Source organism: Mycoplasma sp. 5370 (assembly GCF_054343435.1).
In genome coordinates, this window is sequence record NZ_JBTGVF010000009.1 from 1 (window position 1) to 18,684 (window position 18,684).

An 18,684-nucleotide genomic window follows, 5' to 3' on the forward strand; every position below is an offset into this window, starting at 1 on the left:
TTCTCCTTAAATAAAAACATAAATTTGGTGTCCCAAATTTATGTCCCTGTTTAAATAATTTAAATGTTTTTTATCTTTTAGTTCTTTTAGTGGAACAAAAACATTTATTTTTGCACCAGTTTTTCATCCATCTATTTTTTGATCATTTACTCTATATGGTATTTTAGTGTTTAAAACAAAAGAAAATTCTAAAATTATATTTTCATCTTGAATTTTATCTAAGTTTTTATATCTATTTAACTCTTTTGTGATGCTTGCTTGAGTTCTGTTTGAATTGAAGTTAAAAAGAGTTTTATTAATAATTTCTCTACCACTAATTGAATTTGCATACATAACTTCATTTTTGTCGTTTATAAAGGAAAAATCCTTTTTATTTGGTAAATTTTGATCAGAAAGTCAACCTTTATAAATTTGATATTGTTTTAAATATTCTTGGTAAGAAATGAAGTTTTGAATTGAATAAGGAATAGAAGATTTGGAATTTTGATCCAATCATAAACTAACTATTTCATCTTTTATTAAATCTTTTCTTTTGGTAATTAAGTTATCATTATTAACATTTAAAGTTTCATTATGATTGTATTTTAAACCTAAATCTTGCCAATTATAATTATTAAAATTAAAAGCAAATTCTTTATTTATTTGATCTTTTATTGAGTTTATAGAATTATATTCTTTTAATGAATATGGTTCATTAACTGTAATATTTGTTATTTCATATCTTTTGTTTTCATCTAATTTATCTAAACTAAATTTTCATAATTTAGAAAATGGTACAACAATTTCTGGTCTAATATCAAAAGGAAGTCAAGGAACTTCTTTTATTTCGTTTCTTAAAGCATGGAAACTTATAACAAATCACTTATCTTTATATTTTTCAATATCTTCTTTTGAAAAATCAAAAGAAATTGAACCAAAAACCTTTTTATTTTCTTCATCTTTAAAAACATTAAAATCTTTTAATGTTAATTTATCTTTAAAATTATCAAGATCAAATTGAACTTTACTAGTGAAAGCAAATTCTTTACCTTTATTATTTATAGAGATAGCTGTGAAAACTAGATTATTTAAATTTGCAGGTATTTCACTTCTTAAAAATCTAACTTCTTGAGCAACAATATCATAATCTAGATTAATAACTTTTGATCAAGGTTTTAAAGGATTTAGATTTTTAACTAAAATCTTACCTTGATTAAATTCATAAATGTTTGTTTGGTTGAATTTTAATGCAATATATTTTTCAGTTACTTCAACTTCTCTTTCATCAAATAATAAATCATTGGAATTTATTTCTAAATCTTTTTTAGAAGCAGAAGTAATTGTGTCGTCATTTTCTTTTGTTTTTAAATATTTTTTGTAATTTTCATTTTGCTTGTTTAGTAGAGATTCATTATCATTTTCTTTTATTTTTGTTATATTTTTATCATCAGAATAATAAAAATTAAAAGTTTGAAATACTAAATTATTTTTTTGTGAATTAAATTCTTGATTAAAATCAGTAATTACTTTTTCATCACTTAAAAAATCAATTTGTTTATTTAAATTAACTTTTGTGCCATCGATTAAAATTGATTCAACAAGAAAATCTTGTTCTTTTTCAATATTTGCCTTCGATAGATTAAAAACAATTTTATTTGTTAAATTATTTTTAATATTTTCTTCAATAAAAGATTTAACTTCGGTATTTTTATTTAACAAACCAATAGAAGCTGTATTTGCTCCAACCAGTTCTTGATTAAAAGTTAATTCAATAAAAGATTGATTATTTTTAAATAAGAATTTGCTATTTTCTAGTTTGTATTCCTTTTTGTTTTCTGGTGTTTTTTGAGAAACTTGGTTTTTATCAACACAAGAAATTACAAAAAAAGTAGATAAAGTTGTTACTGACGAACCAATAAATAATAATTTTCTTTTTTTCATATTCCCTCTTTACTTTCAAATATAAATATTATTAAATTATAATATGAAATACAGAAATAATAAGGATTTTATTCTTTTATATTAAGTTACTTCAATTTAAAATAAATCATTAATATTTTTAAAAAAATAAAAATTTTTGCAAAAAAAAAAAAAAAAGAAGAGTTTTTATGGTAGAATAATAACGCATAGAGAACTATCTATGCGAAATATTATAATTACTTTTAGATTTGTTTTATTTAATTTATTTTCTTAATTTTTAATTTTATTTTAATATAGTTTTGTTAACTCCTTTTACTTCACACATAATTTACACTTAATATACACACTATATATTTAAATTTTTAATTAAATTCTTGTAATTCATAAATTATATTTGTTTTCAATCATAAATTTAGTTAAATAGTCATATATATTAAAAATTCAGATAAATTAATTAATACTATATTCAGGCACCCATCTGGGTGCTTTCTTTTTATTTTTTATAGTATGAATAATTTTTATTTTTGCTTTTTTTTGGTAAAATATTAATGTATTTTATATAATAAGTAAATACTAAAAATTAAACGCGATTGGATAGGAAATAGATGAAAGACTATTCTTTGGTTGGTTTTAAACGCGTTTAAAATAAAATAAATTAATATAAATGAAAGGAAATATAATGGCAAAATTAAATTTTGATCGTTCAAAAGAACACGTTAATATTGGTACAATTGGACACGTTGACCACGGTAAAACTACTTTAACAGCAGCTATTGCTACAGTTTTATCAAAAAAAGGATTAGCAGAAGCTAAAGACTATGCATCAATCGATGCTGCTCCAGAAGAAAGAGAACGTGGAATTACAATTAACACAGCTCACATTGAATACGAAACAGAAAAAAGACACTATGCACACGTTGACTGTCCAGGTCACGCTGACTATGTTAAAAACATGATTACAGGTGCAGCTCAAATGGATGGTGCTATCTTAGTAGTTGCTGCTACAGATGGACCAATGCCTCAAACAAGAGAACACATCTTATTATCAAAACAAGTTGGAGTTCCAAAAATCGTTGTTTTCTTAAACAAAGTAGATATGTTAGTTGGTGAAGAAGAAATGGTTGACCTAGTTGAATTTGAAATTAGAGACTTATTATCTTCATACGAATTTGATGGAGAAAACACTCCTATTATTAGAGGATCAGCTAAAGGTGCTTTAGAAGGAAAACCAGAATGAGAAGAAAAAATCTTTGAACTTATGAATGCAGTTGATACATACATCGATGCTCCAGTTAGAGAAATGGATAAACCATTCTTAATGGCGGTTGAAGATGTTTTCACAATTACAGGACGTGGAACAGTTGCTACAGGAAAAGTTGAAAGAGGACAAGTTAAAATTAACGAAGAAGTTGAAATTGTTGGTTACAAAGAACAACCTAAAAAAACAGTTGTTACTGGAATTGAAATGTTTAGAAAAAACCTTGATTCAGCTATGGCTGGAGATAATGCTGGAGTTTTACTACGTGGAGTAGATAGAACAGAAATCGAAAGAGGACAAGTTATTGCTAAACCAAAAACAATAGTTCCACACACAGTGTTTAAAGCAGCTATTTATGCTCTTAAAAAAGAAGAAGGTGGACGTCATACACCATTCTTCCAAAACTACAAACCACAATTCTACTTCAGAACAACAGACGTTACTGGCGGAATTAAATTTGAAGCAGGAAGAGAAATGGTTATGCCAGGAGATAATGTAGACTTAACAGTTGAATTAATCGCTCCTATTGCTGTTGAACAAGGTACAAAATTCTCAATCCGTGAAGGTGGAAGAACAGTTGGTGCTGGTTCAGTAACAGAAATTATTAAATAATTTCTACAATATTTATATGCTTAAAAGCAAAAGAAAAAAGTTAACATTCAAGATGTTAGCTTTTTTATTAAATAAATAAGGAAATTAACGACTTTTTAAAAAAAGTAAGCAAGAGAAATTTACACAAAATATCTTATATTAGCAAATTACTCTTACAATCTCACATTATATTATTTTATTTCCTTTTAATTACTCATTTTCCAAGTTTAGAAGAACCTTCATAGCGTACCAAACCTTCCTTTTTCATTTTTCTCAAATGATAACGAACCCCGTCTATTGTGATGTTTAATTTTTCAGATATTTCTTTAGTATTTATTAATGGATTCTTCTCCAATAAATTGATAATTTGATCATATTTAAGAGTAGTTTTGGTGGTAGTTTTGGTGGTAGTTTTGGTGGTAGTTTTGGTGGTAGTTTTTTTAGAAAAATTATTATCAAAATTTTTATAAAATTCTTCATTTATTTTAATAATTGCATTAGTAAAATTGCTTTTTTCATCTCCTGAACTAAATAATAATTTGGGTGAATTATTTTGTAAAAGAGCAGATTTTGCTCTTCTTATCCCTGAACCATAAGATTCTATTAGTTTCAATGCAAAAAACATATTTTTTATTTCATTGTTTATATATTTTCTTTGATCAAAACTAGTTTCGTTATTTAGAGATTCTATTGTTACTGGTGGTAATGGTTTGTTGTGGTTTATGAAAGAAATTCTATCTTTATAAATATAAATCCCAACAAATTCATTATTTTCATATTCTTTGTGTAAAATTGCATTTGTTGCTAGTTCTTTAAAAGTTGCAAGCGGATAATTATAAATAATTTTATGTTCTATTTTGTCATCTTCTCTTATTGTGTAGTATGTCATTATATTATTTTCAAAATACTTATTAACCTGTTTTACTTGAAGTCAGATTGGTCCATCAAATATTTTTTCTTCCATCTTATCAGTACCATCTACTTCCCTAATTACTTTAACAAATGCATTAGGGATAAATTTGCTTGGATTTTCTGCAAACATTAGAACAGCAAAATTTTTTGCTCTATAATTTTCAAATTTATTGTTGCTTATTAGTCCCATACTTCTTGCCATATCTATTTTAGACATTTCTATAATATCTTTTTTAGCATTTGTTAATATTAAATATTCTTTCATATATTCATAATTTAAATCATCAATTGTGGCAATATGATTTAAGTTAGAACTAAAAGAATAATTGGCAAATTTTCTTAAAAGTTCAAACTCTTCAAGGGGTTTAGGTAATCTTGTATCTCTTCCTATTCTTATATATCGCCCAGGTTTTAATCCGATTTCTTTTTCTGCCTTTTCTGTTGTTTGAAAAGGTCCGTTATTATTGTCTTTTATAGCGATAATTAAATAATACTTGTCATCTATTTGATCAGTTAGGAGATTGTAATTTATTTTAGGGTAAATATTAACTAGTAGAGATTTTATTTTATTTTCTAGGCTTTCTATTTTTGATTCTTTTATACCTGTTATTGGGCGTTTTGGAAATGCTTTATCACCAGTAGTTGTATCATTTACTTCTTCAATTCCAATAAATAATAGACCAATTTCATCATTCATATAGTTATTAGCAAAAGCGCAAGCAGTTTTTAGAATTTTATCTTTAAAGTCTAAAGATTTTTTATATTCTATAAAACTATTTTCTATATTTTGGTTTTCAATGATTCTATGAGCAATTTTTTTGATGTCTGAAATTTTCACACTATCCCCTATCTTTTATAAATTATAATATATTTAATTTTATTATATCATTTTACAATTTTATATTTGAAATTAATAATTGATTTTAAAATATTTTGGTTTTATTTTGAAAATTTTGCAAAAAAGTATTATAATGAAATTATGGTTGCAGGAGGAAAAATGAAAATAACTAAAAATATTATTATTTATAATATCAAGAAGTTAATTATTAAAATTAACCAGTATTTTCATTTTTACTTTTTTAGGACTTTAAAATAAATTTATTTATTTAATAAAATAATAAACTAAACAAAATCCTAATTAAGTTTAGGATTTTTTGCAACCTTTTTAAATAAAACAAAGGAGTTATCTAAAATGAAACTTAATTCCAATATAGCACTTAAAATAAATTATTTTAAGTTAACGTCTTTTTGATCGTTATTTTGAGACATTGTTTTTGTTATAAACTTTATCATATGTTTTGTTGGTTCGTTTTATCTTATTAATACCAATTATGATTGATATACTTATCTTTTTTTCTGAATTGTTTTCTTTATTTGAACTTACCTAAGTATTATTGTCATTTTTCATATTTTATTTATAGTTTACTATCAAAAAAATAAATTTGTAACAGCAAGAAAAATACTTAGTATTATTATGTTTCTAAAATTTAATTTTAAATTATTTTCCGAATTTAAAATGGACAAAGAAACTAAAAATATATTCAAGGTAGCAAAAGAAATCAGTAAAAACAACCAAAATGCCTTATTTTTAGGTAGTTTTGCTTCCTATTTAACTTTTGAATTTAATAGGAAAATAAATGATTTGGACTTTTGTTCTCAAAGTAGCAAAGTTCTTAATTTAAGTAGTTTAAACTTAAATAATAATGAAAATTTAGTTAATACCAAATTAGTTGCAAAAGGAAAATATAAAAACATAAAAATTGATAGTTTATTATTTAGATTTATTCCAGAAGAATATTTAGTTAAAAAATATAATTTCACAATTCCTAATAAAGAATTTCAATTTGCCTCTAAACTTATTCAGTTATATAAACAACTCAATTTAGAAAATAAAGATGAAACTAAAATAGGTAATTTACTTTTGGATTTAAAACATTTGAGTTTAGAGAATTGGGAATTTTCTTTCAATTCTTTCAAAGAAGTTTATAAAGATGTTATTTTACATTCATCTCAGTTTTCACTAATTTCAAATTTTAATCAAATGTTAAAATATAATATTGATTTAAAAATTGGAAAGATTAGTGCTTTAAAAGAAGAAAAAATATTTTTTGAAATAAACTTTAAAAAAATAAGTTTATATTCATTATTAGAAAATTTAGAAACAAATTTTGAAGTGAAAACTCTTAGAAAATCTTTTGATAATGAATATGATTATATTATGAAAAATTATGTTATTCATAATACTACATTTTCATTTGAAAATCCTATATTTTTCTTTAAAAACGAAAAAGAAAAAGAAGAATTTTTAGAAGAAAATCAAATTAATAAAAATTTTGTTTTGCTAAAAAATTTCTCTTTTAAAAACCCTAAAAATTCTATGGATAGAAGAGAATTGTATATGAGATTAATAGCTAAAAAATATGAAAAAATACTAGGAGAAAAAAATGAATAAGTTTGAATTATTAAGTGTTTATATCAAATCTTTGAAAAGTACTAAATCAGTAATAATAAGTTTCTTTATTAGAACACTTTTAATTATCTATTTTTTAAGTATGGTTTTACTTCTTTCTTTTATTTTGATTCAAGATCCAAAAACAAAAGATGCTCCATTAATATTGATTATTATAATTCCGCTTTTTCTATTAAGTTTACTAACATTTATTAAACCAGTTTTTCTATTGTTATATTTAAAAAGAGATTATAAGCAAATTGAAAAATTAATTCAAAATAAATTCCTTTTATTTTTACATAATTTTAGTTTTTACTTTATTCTTAAAAAAGTAGAAATTAAACTAAAATACTTAGAAAAATACAAAAAATTAAATATTTTATATAAAAAATAAAAGTTTAAAAAGTAAAGTTAATGAAAATAAATTCATATTATTAATAATAAAAGAATTAAAATTAAAAGCAAATTCCTAACAAAAATTAGGTTTTTGCTTTTTTCATAACTTATTATTCCTTTTTTGAATATATAATTTTTAAAAGGACTAGAAAATATGAATATTAAACTTTTTACTTCTAAAGAATTGGAAAAACTAACTTCAACAGAAATGAATTTAATAAATTTTGCTTTAGATAATCCTAAAGAATTTTATAGTTTTTCCATTAAACAAATAGCATTAAAAACTTTTATCTCCACTTCAGTGATTTCAAAAGTTGTAAAAAAATTAGGTTTTAACTCATTAAAGGATATGCAATTCTATGTATTTCACAATTATTTGAATTCTAATGAAACACTAAATGGTATTAAAAAAGAAAAAAATATAGAAATATTAAATAAATTATTTAATTATTATAAAGAATCAATTTTTCAAACTGCTCATTTAGTAGACTTAAAAGAAATTAACAATTTAGTTCATGATATTGTAAATTCAGAAAAAACTTATCTTTTTGGAGCGGGAAGTTCTTTTCTTTCTGCTGGCGAGTTGGGAATTAATTTGCAAAAAATCGGTTTGAATGCCTTACCTTTTAAAGATTTTCACTCCTTCTTACTTATATCATCACAAGAAAGAAAAGAACAAGTTACAAATATTTTATTTTCAAAATCTTGTGATACAAAAGAAATTAAACATATTATAAATTTGTTTGAAGAGCAAAAAATTAAGTTTTATTTAATAACAGCAAACAAAACCATGAAAGAAAAATATCAAAATGTAATTATTTATCATACCTTAGAACAAGATAAAAGATTAGTCTCCATTTCTTCCAAAATAAATCAACAATTTATAGCGGATTTGATATTCTTTCTTTTAATAGAACATAAGAATCATAATTATGATGAAATTTATTTAAAGAATTTAAAAATATTAGAAGGTTGAAATAAATAAGAAAAATATTTTTCTTAATTTTGCATATAAAACCTAAATTTTTTTCCTTTTTCCTTTTTGTTTTCTTTATAAAAATATAATTTTATTATAGACATAAGGAGGAAAAATGGAAATTTTTTCAAAAGATAAAATTTTTATCAACGAAGATTTAACAACTCAAGATGAAGTTTTTAATTTTATTGCTAAAAAAGCAAGCGAACTAAAAATAACTTCAGATTCTTATGAAGTATATAAATCATTGATAAATAGAGAAAATCAAGTTTCAACTGGTATGGAACAAGAATTTGCTATACCCCATGCTCAGTCTGAATACATTGATAAACCAGCTTTATTTTATATAAAGTTGAAAGAAAATATAGAATGAAAAACATTTGATAATTCTAAAGTAAAATACATATTTTCAATTTTAGTTCCATCTAAAACTGAAAATAATATTCATTTAGAAACATTAGCAAAAGTTTCTACAATGCTTTTAGATTCTCAAATGATTGAAAAACTTAAAAGCAGCTTAGATAAAGAAGAAATAGTAACTTTATTTAATAACTTTATAAATAAGAAAGAAGAAACAAAAGCAAAGGATTTTAATGGTAAAAAGGTTATAGGTATAACTTCCTGTGCTGTAGGAATTGCTCACACTTATTTATCTGCAGAAACATTAGAAAAGAAATTATTAGAAAAAGGATATCTTCCTAAAATTGAAACTCGTGGTTCAGTAGGTTCTAAAAACACTTTAACATTAAAAGATATTGAAGAAGCTGAATTTGTTATAGTAGCAAGTGATGTAGAAGTAGATTTATCTATTTTTAATAACAAAAAATTATATACAACTTCCACAAAAGAAGCAATTCACAACACTGAAGAAGTAATTAAAAAAGCAGAAAAATCTTTAGTATATAAACACACTGAAAAAGCAACAAATATAAAGGAAAATACAGATAAAAAAGGATTATTAAAACATATTGTTACTGGTATTTCTTATATGATTCCATTTGTAATTTTCGGTGGGATTATGATTGCTTTATCTTTAGGAATTGGAAAAAGTATTTATGGAAATAATTCTGCAGCACCAAAAGGTGATTTTCTTTGGTACATACTACAAATAGGAGTTGTATCATTTACCTTAATGATAGGTGCTTTGGGAGCGTATATTGCTTATTCAATCGCTGGTAGAGCAGCAATAATGCCAGCATTTGTTGTCTCAACTGTTGCTAATATGAATAGTTTATTCTTCAGTATTGGTAACATAAGTGTTCAAACTCCAATGGGATTTTTAGGTTCAATCCTTTTTGGAATTTTAATTGGTTACACAGTTAAATGATTAACACAATTAAAAATTCAAAAATCCATTGCTGCAATAATTCCAATGTTTGTAATACCTATTGCTGTAACTTTATTTTATTCATTATTAGTTATTTTTATAATAGGAGCTCCTATTGGTTTTATAATGGATAAATTTATTAATGCATTACAAAACTTATTCAAAAGCGGAGGAGCATTAAATTTAGGAATCGCATTTTTAATTGGTGGTTTACTTGGAGGAATGGCAGGATTTGATATGGGTGGACCAATAAATAAAGTAGCCTTTTTAACTTCTACTGCCTTAGTTTCTCAAAAAGTTTTTGAACCAATGGGAATGGTTGCTGCTGCTATACCTGTAGCACCACTTGGAATGGGATTGGCAACAATTATTTTTAGAAAAAAATTCAATGAACAAGAAAGATCATTAGGTATTTCTGCTTTAATTATGGGATTTATTGGAATTAGTGAAGGAGCAATACCTTTTGCAGTAGCAGATCCAAAAAGAGTTATTACTGCTAATGTAATTGGTTCAGCAATTGCAGGAGCAATGGCTGGACTATTAAGTGTTACAAATGCAGCAGCTCATGGTGGGCCTATTGTTGCAATTTTAGGAGCAGTTGGTTCTAATGTCCATGGCAGTGGATTAGGAATCTTATTCTTCTTTTTATCAATTATTGTAGGAACAACAATTACTTGTTTAATTTATGGATTTTGAAAAAATTCAAAATCATCAAACATAAATATAAACATACCTTTTTTAAATAATTTAAAAAATAAACTCAATTTAAGAAAAGGGGCTAAAAATGAATAAAATAAACTTAAATAAAGATAAAATAATTTTATATCTATTTATATCACTTTTCTTAATTTCTCTCATTATTGGTATAATATTAACAGTTTTAGGCACAGCTGATTACGATAAGTTTGTTGAGTTAAACAAACAATTATCAATACTAAAAGAAGGAAGTGAAAAATATAATTCTATTAGTAAGTTGCTGGAAGCAGTTAACATCACTAAATTTATATATGGAATATTTTTATTATTAATTTCATTTCTATCATTAATTTTTAGTAGTTTGACTGCTAATTCATTATTTAACAAAAAATTGAGATAAAATGGAACAGATTATTTTTTTAAAACCATATTTTAAAAAAACTTTATGAGCAAATGACAAGATAAAAAAGATTTTTAATTTAAAAGAAAATATTGGTGAAGCATGATTGATTTCAGCGATAAAAGATTGTGAAACAATATTGAGCAAAACAAACCAAAAATTTAGTGATTTTATAAAGGAAAATCCTTTATTTTTTGGTTTAGATAAAAATGAAGTTAAAACATTTATTTATCCTAATTTAACTAAATTTTTAGATGCAAAATATCCTTTGAGCATTCAAGTGCATCCTGATGATGAATATGCTAAAAAATTTAATTCATTAGGTAAAAATGAATGTTGATATGTATTAGAAAATACAGGAAAACCCTTTATTTTAGGTTCTACAACAACAGAAAAAAAAGTTTTTGAAAAAGTTATCAATAGTAAAGAAACTGAAAAATATTTAAATAAAGTAGAACTTAAAAAAGGAGATTTTGTTTTTATAGAATCTGGTTTAATTCACGGAATACCGGAAAAAACTATGGTTTTTGAATTACAACAATCTAGTGATATAACTTATCGTCTTTATGACTATGAAAGAATAGATACAGATGGTAAAAAAAGAGAAATTCATATTAAAGAATCTCTTGAAACTATGAAATTGGATTTGCAAGCTATTATTCAAAAACAACTAAATCAAGAAGGGTTTTACAATGCAAAAAATTTTAACTTAACTAAAAAAGAAATAAATAATACTACAGAAATTATTGACACAACAAAAGCAAAATATTGTACAGAAGTTGTAGTTTTTGAAGGAGAAGGTTTTTTAAACAAAATCACAAAAATTAAACAAGGTGATGTTTTTATTGTTTCCAAACAAACTCTAAATTTTTCAATAAGTGGAAATATTAAAATTTTTATCAATTTTGTATAAATTAAAATCAACCATCTTAATTGTGGTTGATTTTAAATTTAGTAATTTTCTACTTCTTTTTGAATAATTTCTTTTATTTTTTCTGTAGAATCTTCTATTTCTATATTTATAAATTCATAGTGTTTTTTAGCAAAAAGCATTAGATTTTTTCTTAAATTCTTACTAATTTCTTTATTTTCTTTTAAATATTCTGTGTTTACCATTTGAAAAAAATTTTTGTTTTGAAGTTCAATTTTTCTTCTCTTTTTTTCGATTTCTAATTCGTGTTTTTCACTTGCATTAGTTCTATTTTTTCAAATAAAATCAAAATCTTTTAAAATAAGAAAAGCGATGTCAACCTTAGGTTCTAAAGATAACAGAAATTTGTATTTAACCTTATAAAAGAAATTTCATAAAACCTTTTGTTTTGGCGTAAAATAGTTCATTTTTATTAATGTTTCTGGGAAAAGAAAATCATCAATCATATGTCTATCAATTAGTGATTTGGAATAGTTTTGCATTTCTCTAATTTGTTTTAAGCGATCTTTAAAGAATATTTTTTGTGTAAAATACCCTTTAGCTTTTAAATCATTCATATAATCTATAAATATTTGTTCATCTTTTAATCTTTCATCAATAATTTTAATATTTTTTTCTGTTAAAAAATTTCTTAAATTATTGATAATAGTGGATTTACCACTTGCTCCCATTCCTATGAATGCAATTGTTAATCTTTTTTCTTTAGAAATAACAAAATATAAATAAATTGAAATAACCAAATAAACAAAATTAATAAATAATATAGTTCAACTTAAAAAAGCAATCCCACCGAAGAAAAAGAAACAAAGAATATTTTTAAAACATCAAATTATTCAATTTTGTCTAAATCCCAAAGCCATCATTGTTAATGCAACAACTGAAATAGCATTAAATGTTGCTAAAATTAGTGATGCAGTTATTTTATAATTAAAATTAGATGCAAATTCTAAATAATCTATATTTAGCATTTTGCCAATAAAATTATTTGTATATGGATTTAAAAAGTAAAATATAGTGACTAATAAAACAAAAAATATTGCAAAAACTATTGAAGCATATAAAGAGAGTCTTAATTCTCTAATTTTTTTTAAATATTTATTATTTATTATTTCTTTTATAAAAATATAAATTAATATAAATATATATAAAATTTGAATAAAACCGTCAATCACAAGGCCATTACTAAATGAGAAAAATGCATACAAAACAGCATTAAGGATTGCTAAAATAAATGCAATTCTTTTCTTTTTTGCAAACATTACAATTGATATAACGCCCAATATACCTGAAATTGCTACAAATATATTAATTATTTTTCTTCAAATATTTATATTTCTTTCTCAAATTCAAATAGATTCATCCAAATTAAATAAAGAAAGAAAAGTTAATATTAAACAAATAAAAATTAAAAGCATCAATTCAATTTTTTCTTTTTTCATTGTATATCCTTTATTTTTATTTTTAAAATTAAGAAGTTAAAATAAGCACTTAAAAAATTAAGTGCTTATTTGCTGTCATTTAAGAAACAATTTTACCAGTTCTTTTATTTCTTATGCCTTTTCCTTTTATATATTCAAAAGGAATGGTATTAGAAACTCAAGCTGGTTTATTTGCTCTTTCTGCATTAGTAACAACGTGAACAGGAATTAAATTTTCATATCTATCTGTTCCACCAATAGAACTTGGTCTTATGTGTTCAATGTTTCAAGCAGAACTTGTTTTTGAACCGTATTCAGAAAAACAAATATATCTTCCTGCATAATCATAACCACAATCTTTGTCGCCAAAATGGTTTGTTCATACTGTTTTTCAATTTAACATAAAAACTCCTCCTTTCTTAATAATTTAAAAGGCAAAGATTTTCTTTACCTACTTCAATAATACAAAAAAAAAAAAAAACAAAGAATTCGCTAAAAAAATTCCAAAAACGAAAATTTTATCATTTTTTAAGCATTTTTTCGACTTTTTAATAAATGAAAAATTAAATATTTTTTGTATTTTTAAAATAAAAAAGAAAAATGCTATAAAATAATAATATGAATTATGATGCTAGTAGTTTAAAAGTCTTGAAAGGACTTGAAGGTGTTAGAAAACGTCCGGGAATGTACATTGGTTCAACTGATGTTAATGGTTTACACCATTTAGTTTGAGAAATTGTTGATAATGCAGTTGATGAATGTTTAGCAGGTTTTGCTAAAAAAATAGAAGTGACTTTGAAAACAGATGGTTCTGTTATTGTAGAAGATGATGGAAGAGGAATTCCTGTAGATAAACACGAAAGTGGTTTAACAGGAGTAGAACTTGTTTTTAGTGAATTGCATGCAGGTGGTAAATTTTCTGAAGGAGCATATAAAACATCTGGTGGTTTGCATGGAGTTGGTTCTTCTGTAGTTAATGCACTATCTAAATGATTAAAAGTTTGAGTTTTCAAAGACGGAAAAGAATATTATACTGAATTTGAAAATGGTGGTTCTATAAAAAATAAAACCAAATTAATGGGAAATACAGGCAAAAGAGGAACAAAAGTTCATTTTTTACCTGATTATGAAATTTTTAAAAAAGCAAAATTTTCTTTTCAAACAATTAGTGAAAGATTAAGAGAATCCTCTTTTTTATTAAAAGGTATAACTATCAAAATTAATGACGAAAATACAGGAGAAAACGAAACTTTTAAACATGAAAATGGAATAAAAGCTTTTGTTGAGTTTATTAATGATTCTAAAGTAGTAATTAATAAACAAATCGCAACTTTTAGTGATAATAAAAATAAAATAGAAGTAGAATTTGGTTTTCAATATACAGAAAGTTATTCTGAGTCCATTATTTCTTTTGTAAATAATGTCAAAACCAAAGATGGTGGAACACATGAAATTGCTGCCAAAACAGCATTTACAAAGGTTTTTAATGATTATGCACAAGAAAAAAACCTTTTAAAAGGAAAAATTACCGCTTTTGATGGAAGCGATATTAGAGAAGGTTTAACTTTAATTCTTTCTTTAAAAGTGCCAGAATCAATTTTAGAATTTGTAGGCCAAACTAAAGATAAATTAGGAACCCCTGAAGCAAAAACAATTGTGGAAGAAGTGGTTTCTCGAGAATTAAAATTCTGAATTAACGAAAATAAAGAAGAAACTCAAAAAATAATTGAAAAAATTAAAAAATCTTTTGAAGCAAGAAATGCCGCAAGATTAGCAAGAGCAGAAATTAGAAAAACTAAAGATGCTTTAAGTGAAAAGAAAATTTTATCTGGTAAATTAACACCAGCACAAAGCAAAAAACCGGAAGAAAAAGAAATTTTTCTTGTCGAAGGAGATTCTGCTGGTGGTAGTGCTAAATTAGGAAGAGATAAAAAAACCCAAGCCATTTTACCACTTAAAGGTAAAGTTATTAATGCAGAAAAATCAAAACTTCTTGATATTTTAAAAAATGAAGAAATTGCTACAATAATCAATACAATTGGTGCTGGTGTTGGTAGCGAATTCAACCTTAAAAACGCACAATATGGAAAAATTATAATAATGACAGATGCTGACACTGATGGTGCCCATATTCAAATTTTACTTTTAACATTTTTATTTAGATATATGAAACCTTTAATTGAACATGGAATGGTATATATTGCACAACCTCCTTTATATAAAATTACAAGAAAACCTAAAAATCAAATAGTTTATGCTTGAAGTGACGAAGAATTAAGAGAATTATTAAAAAATAAACCCAATTCTGAAATCCAAAGATATAAAGGACTTGGAGAAATGAATGCTGATCAACTTTGAGAAACAACTATGAATCCAGAAACAAGAACTTTAATTAAAGTTTCAATTGAAGATGTGGCAATTGTAGAAAGAAGAGTTTCTATTTTAATGGGAGATAAAGTTGAATTAAGAAAAGAATGAATTAACAAAAATGTTGATTTTTCCCTTGAAGATGACTTTGAAATTAATATTAATAAATCAGGAGTAAATAATGATATTTAATAAAAATAAAGAAAATTTTTTAGCAAAATCATTAGATGCTATTTTATCAGATCGTTTTGGTAGATATTCTAAATATATAATACAACAAAGAGCACTTCCTGATGCTCGTGATGGTTTAAAACCTGTGCAAAGAAGAATTTTATATTCAATGTGGGAATTAGGTTTAAAAAGTGATAAACCTTTTAAAAAATCAGCTAGAGTAGTTGGTGATGTTATTGGTAAATATCATCCACATGGAGATTCTTCTATTTATGAAGCTATGGTAAGAATGGCTCAAGAATGAAAAATGAATGTTCCTTTAGTTGAAATGCATGGAAATAAAGGTTCTATAGATGATGATCCTGCTGCTGCTATGCGTTATACTGAAACAAGATTAAGTTTAATAACTAATTTAATGTTGGAAGCTATTAATAAAAACACTGTTTCTTTTGCTCCAAATTTCGATGATTCGGAAAAAGAACCCACTGTATTACCATCATTAATTCCTAATTTACTAATTAATGGAGCAAAAGGAATTGCTTCAGGATTTGCTACTGAAATTCCCCCACATAATTTAGGAGAAATCTTAGATGCTGCAATTGCAAAAATAAAAAATCCAAATATTGAATTAAGAAAATTATCTTCCATTGTTCAAGGTCCAGATTTTCCAACTGGTGGAATAATATACGGAAAAAAAGGGATTTTAGAAGCTTTTGAGCGAGGACAAGGAAGAATTGTTTTAGTTTCAAAATACAGGTTAAGCGAAGAAATTAATAAAAAGCATATTGAAATTTATGAAATCCCTTTTGGTGTAGTTAAATCTAAATTAATTAAAGACATTGATGAAATAAGAATAGATAAAAAAATAAATGGAATTAAAGAAGTAAGAGATCAATCTGATAGAAATGGAATTTCCATCATCATCGAAATTGATAATGATACTAAAGTTGAATCTGTTTTAAATTATTTATTATTAAAAACTGAAATGCAAGTTTATTATTCTTACAACTCAATAGCAATTGAAAACAATGCACCTAAATTAATGTCTTTAAATAACCTTTTAGATGCTTATTTAAATCATGTTAAAACTTATAAAACTAAAGAGTTAAAATTTGATTTGGAAAAAGATAAAAGAAAATTAGAAATAACTCTCGCTTTAATTAAAGTTGGCGATATTACTGAAGAAGTAATTAGAATCATAAGAAATTCAGATAATTCAAAAAAAGGAGTAATTGAAGCTCTTATGAAAAACTTTGGTTTTAGTGAATTGCAAGCTACAGCAATTGCTGAAATGAGACTTTATAGACTTTCTAGAATTGATCAACAACTTTATATAGATGAAAAAAATATGCTTGAAAACAGAATTGAAAAGACATTAGATCTTTTAAACAACAAATCTTCTTTTGATCAATTTTTAGTTTCCATATTTAAAGACATTAAAAAAGAATTTGCTACAGAAAGAAAAACAGAAATTTTTGATGAAGAATTTAAAGTGGAAATAAATAAAGAAGAATTGATAAAACAAGAAGATTTTTATGTAGGTATTTCTCGCGATGGTTATATTAAGAAAGTTACTGTTAAAACATATGATTCCAATGAAATAAATTCTTACTTATTAAAAGAAAAAGATCCACTTTTATTTTTAGATAAAGTTGAGTCTATTGATAAACTTCTAATTTTTACAAACTTAGGAAATTATATTTATTTACCTGTTCATAAAATTGAAGAATCAAAATGAAAAGATTTTGGACTTCATTTAAATAGTTTTGTTTCTTTAAAAAACAACGAAAAAGTAGTAAGCGTTGTGGTTGTAAAAGATTTTGAAAAAAATAATTATATTACTATGGTTACAGCTCAAGGAATAGGAAAAAGAGTTTTAGTGAAAGATTTTGAAGTTTCAAGATTTAATAAAACAATTTGTGCTATAAAAATTAAGCAAGATATTGACTACTTAGTCAGTGCTAAAATAAGTGATAATTATAAAGATATAATAATTATTTCTAGTGAAGGAAAAGCAGTAAAATACAGCGAAATAGATATTCCTATTTATAACACCAATTCTTCTGGAGTAAAACTTATTTCTTTACCTAAAGATTCAATAGTTTCATCATTTGTTTTAGTAGATCAAGAAGATGATGTCCTTTTATTTACTAAAAAATCCCAATACAAAAAAATCAATGCTAAAAACGTTCCTTTTAGTAATAAAACAACTCAAGGAAAAATGATTTTTTCTCAAAACAAAGTTTCCAAATTTGATGTACTTGATTCAGTAGTTATTCAAAAAAATACAGCAATTTATGTTTTTGACTTAGATAATAATGTTTCGATTTTTAATTTTAATCCCTTAAATTATTCAACACCAGAAGAAGGGTTTACAAATAGCAAAAATAAAAACGCTTTTTATGTTGCAAAAATAAATGCTAATATTATTGGAGAAAACACTAAAAGAAACCAATATACAGAGACAAAAAAAGAAGTTCCTATTTCCAAAGAAAAGGGAAAATCCTTTATAAAAAAAGAAAAATCAACTAATAATACAAAGGAAATTGCTTCAGACAAAGAAACTAATAAAGTTCAAACAAACGCCGTTAAAACAGAGATGACTGAAGCAGAAAGAATTAAAAGAGCAGAAGAAAAATTAAAAAAATTAGAAGAATTAAATATAGATGAATTAATGAAAAAATTCAAAGATAAAATTAAATAAAAACTACTATTTTTGAAATTTAGTATGAATAATTTTGAAAAAAAATAAAACTTTTTTGAAAAAAATGTATAATATTAAAGTTAAATCAAAAAAGAGGAGAAAAATGAATATCATTGTTATTAAACGTATTTTTAATAAAAACATTGTTACAAAGATGATTAAAAACAATGATTTTTTCTTTAATTTCTT

At 24.1% G+C, this 18,684-nt stretch carries 13 protein-coding genes; 9 read left to right on the forward strand and 4 right to left on the reverse strand.

What is annotated here, in order from left to right; translation table 4 throughout:
- Positions 1-6 precede the first annotated feature (6 nt).
- Positions 7-1,920, reverse strand: a complete 1,914-nt coding sequence (locus tag ACXX88_RS02015) for a hypothetical protein (protein WP_458559436.1) — start codon at positions 1,918-1,920, stop codon at positions 7-9.
- Positions 1,921-2,578: 658 nt separating this feature from the next.
- On the opposite strand from ACXX88_RS02015, the gene tuf reads away from it, so the two are divergent.
- On the forward strand, positions 2,579-3,769 hold the full coding sequence (gene tuf, locus ACXX88_RS02020) for an elongation factor Tu (RefSeq protein ID WP_436358628.1): 1,191 nt from the start codon (positions 2,579-2,581) through the stop codon (positions 3,767-3,769).
- Positions 3,770-3,944: 175 nt separating this feature from the next.
- On the opposite strand, the gene ACXX88_RS02025 is transcribed toward tuf, so the two are convergent.
- Positions 3,945-5,498, reverse strand: a complete 1,554-nt coding sequence (locus tag ACXX88_RS02025) for an RNA-binding domain-containing protein (RefSeq protein WP_458559437.1) — start codon at positions 5,496-5,498, stop codon at positions 3,945-3,947.
- Positions 5,499-5,852: 354 nt separating this feature from the next.
- Between ACXX88_RS02025 and ACXX88_RS02030 the strand changes: the two genes are divergently transcribed.
- The 6 genes from ACXX88_RS02030 (at position 5,853) to ACXX88_RS02055 (ending at position 11,817) form a co-directional block, all read left to right on the forward strand.
- Positions 5,853-7,112: an MAG4530 family protein gene (locus ACXX88_RS02030; RefSeq protein WP_458559438.1), complete on the forward strand. Its 1,260-nt coding sequence runs from the start codon at positions 5,853-5,855 to the stop codon at positions 7,110-7,112.
- The gene (locus ACXX88_RS02035; protein WP_458559439.1) at positions 7,105-7,503 is read left to right on the forward strand and encodes a hypothetical protein; all 399 of its coding nucleotides are present in this window, start codon (positions 7,105-7,107) and stop codon (positions 7,501-7,503) included. The genes ACXX88_RS02030 and ACXX88_RS02035 overlap by 8 nt, the downstream gene beginning before the upstream one ends.
- 156 nt (positions 7,504-7,659) lie before the next feature.
- Positions 7,660-8,490 (forward strand): MurR/RpiR family transcriptional regulator, encoded by an 831-nt coding sequence (locus tag ACXX88_RS02040; protein WP_458559440.1) that lies wholly within the window; start codon positions 7,660-7,662, stop codon positions 8,488-8,490.
- 106 nt (positions 8,491-8,596) lie between these two features.
- On the forward strand, positions 8,597-10,600 hold the full coding sequence (locus tag ACXX88_RS02045) for a PTS fructose transporter subunit IIABC (protein ID WP_458559441.1): 2,004 nt from the start codon (positions 8,597-8,599) through the stop codon (positions 10,598-10,600).
- Positions 10,593-10,904, forward strand: a complete 312-nt coding sequence (locus ACXX88_RS02050; protein ID WP_458559442.1) for a hypothetical protein — start codon at positions 10,593-10,595, stop codon at positions 10,902-10,904. Before ACXX88_RS02045 ends, ACXX88_RS02050 begins: the two co-directional genes overlap by 8 nt.
- A gap of 1 nt (position 10,905) precedes the next feature.
- On the forward strand, positions 10,906-11,817 hold the full coding sequence (locus ACXX88_RS02055; protein WP_458559443.1) for a type I phosphomannose isomerase catalytic subunit: 912 nt from the start codon (positions 10,906-10,908) through the stop codon (positions 11,815-11,817).
- Between the two features lie 38 nt (positions 11,818-11,855).
- On the opposite strand, the gene ACXX88_RS02060 is transcribed toward ACXX88_RS02055, so the two are convergent.
- Positions 11,856-13,274 (reverse strand): nicotinamide mononucleotide transporter, encoded by a 1,419-nt coding sequence (locus ACXX88_RS02060; protein ID WP_458559444.1) that lies wholly within the window; start codon positions 13,272-13,274, stop codon positions 11,856-11,858.
- Between the two features lie 79 nt (positions 13,275-13,353).
- Positions 13,354-13,656: an HNH endonuclease signature motif containing protein gene (locus ACXX88_RS02065; protein WP_458557414.1), complete on the reverse strand. Its 303-nt coding sequence runs from the start codon at positions 13,654-13,656 to the stop codon at positions 13,354-13,356.
- A gap of 215 nt (positions 13,657-13,871) precedes the next feature.
- Here ACXX88_RS02065 and parE point away from each other — a divergent pair, with 215 nt between their 5' ends.
- Together parE and parC are read left to right on the forward strand one after the other, a co-directional pair.
- The gene (gene parE, locus ACXX88_RS02070) at positions 13,872-15,812 is read left to right on the forward strand and encodes a DNA topoisomerase IV subunit B (RefSeq protein WP_458559445.1); all 1,941 of its coding nucleotides are present in this window, start codon (positions 13,872-13,874) and stop codon (positions 15,810-15,812) included.
- The gene (gene parC / locus ACXX88_RS02075; protein ID WP_458559446.1) at positions 15,802-18,495 is read left to right on the forward strand and encodes a DNA topoisomerase IV subunit A; all 2,694 of its coding nucleotides are present in this window, start codon (positions 15,802-15,804) and stop codon (positions 18,493-18,495) included. The genes parE and parC overlap by 11 nt, the downstream gene beginning before the upstream one ends.
- The last annotated feature ends 189 nt before the right edge of the window (positions 18,496-18,684 follow it).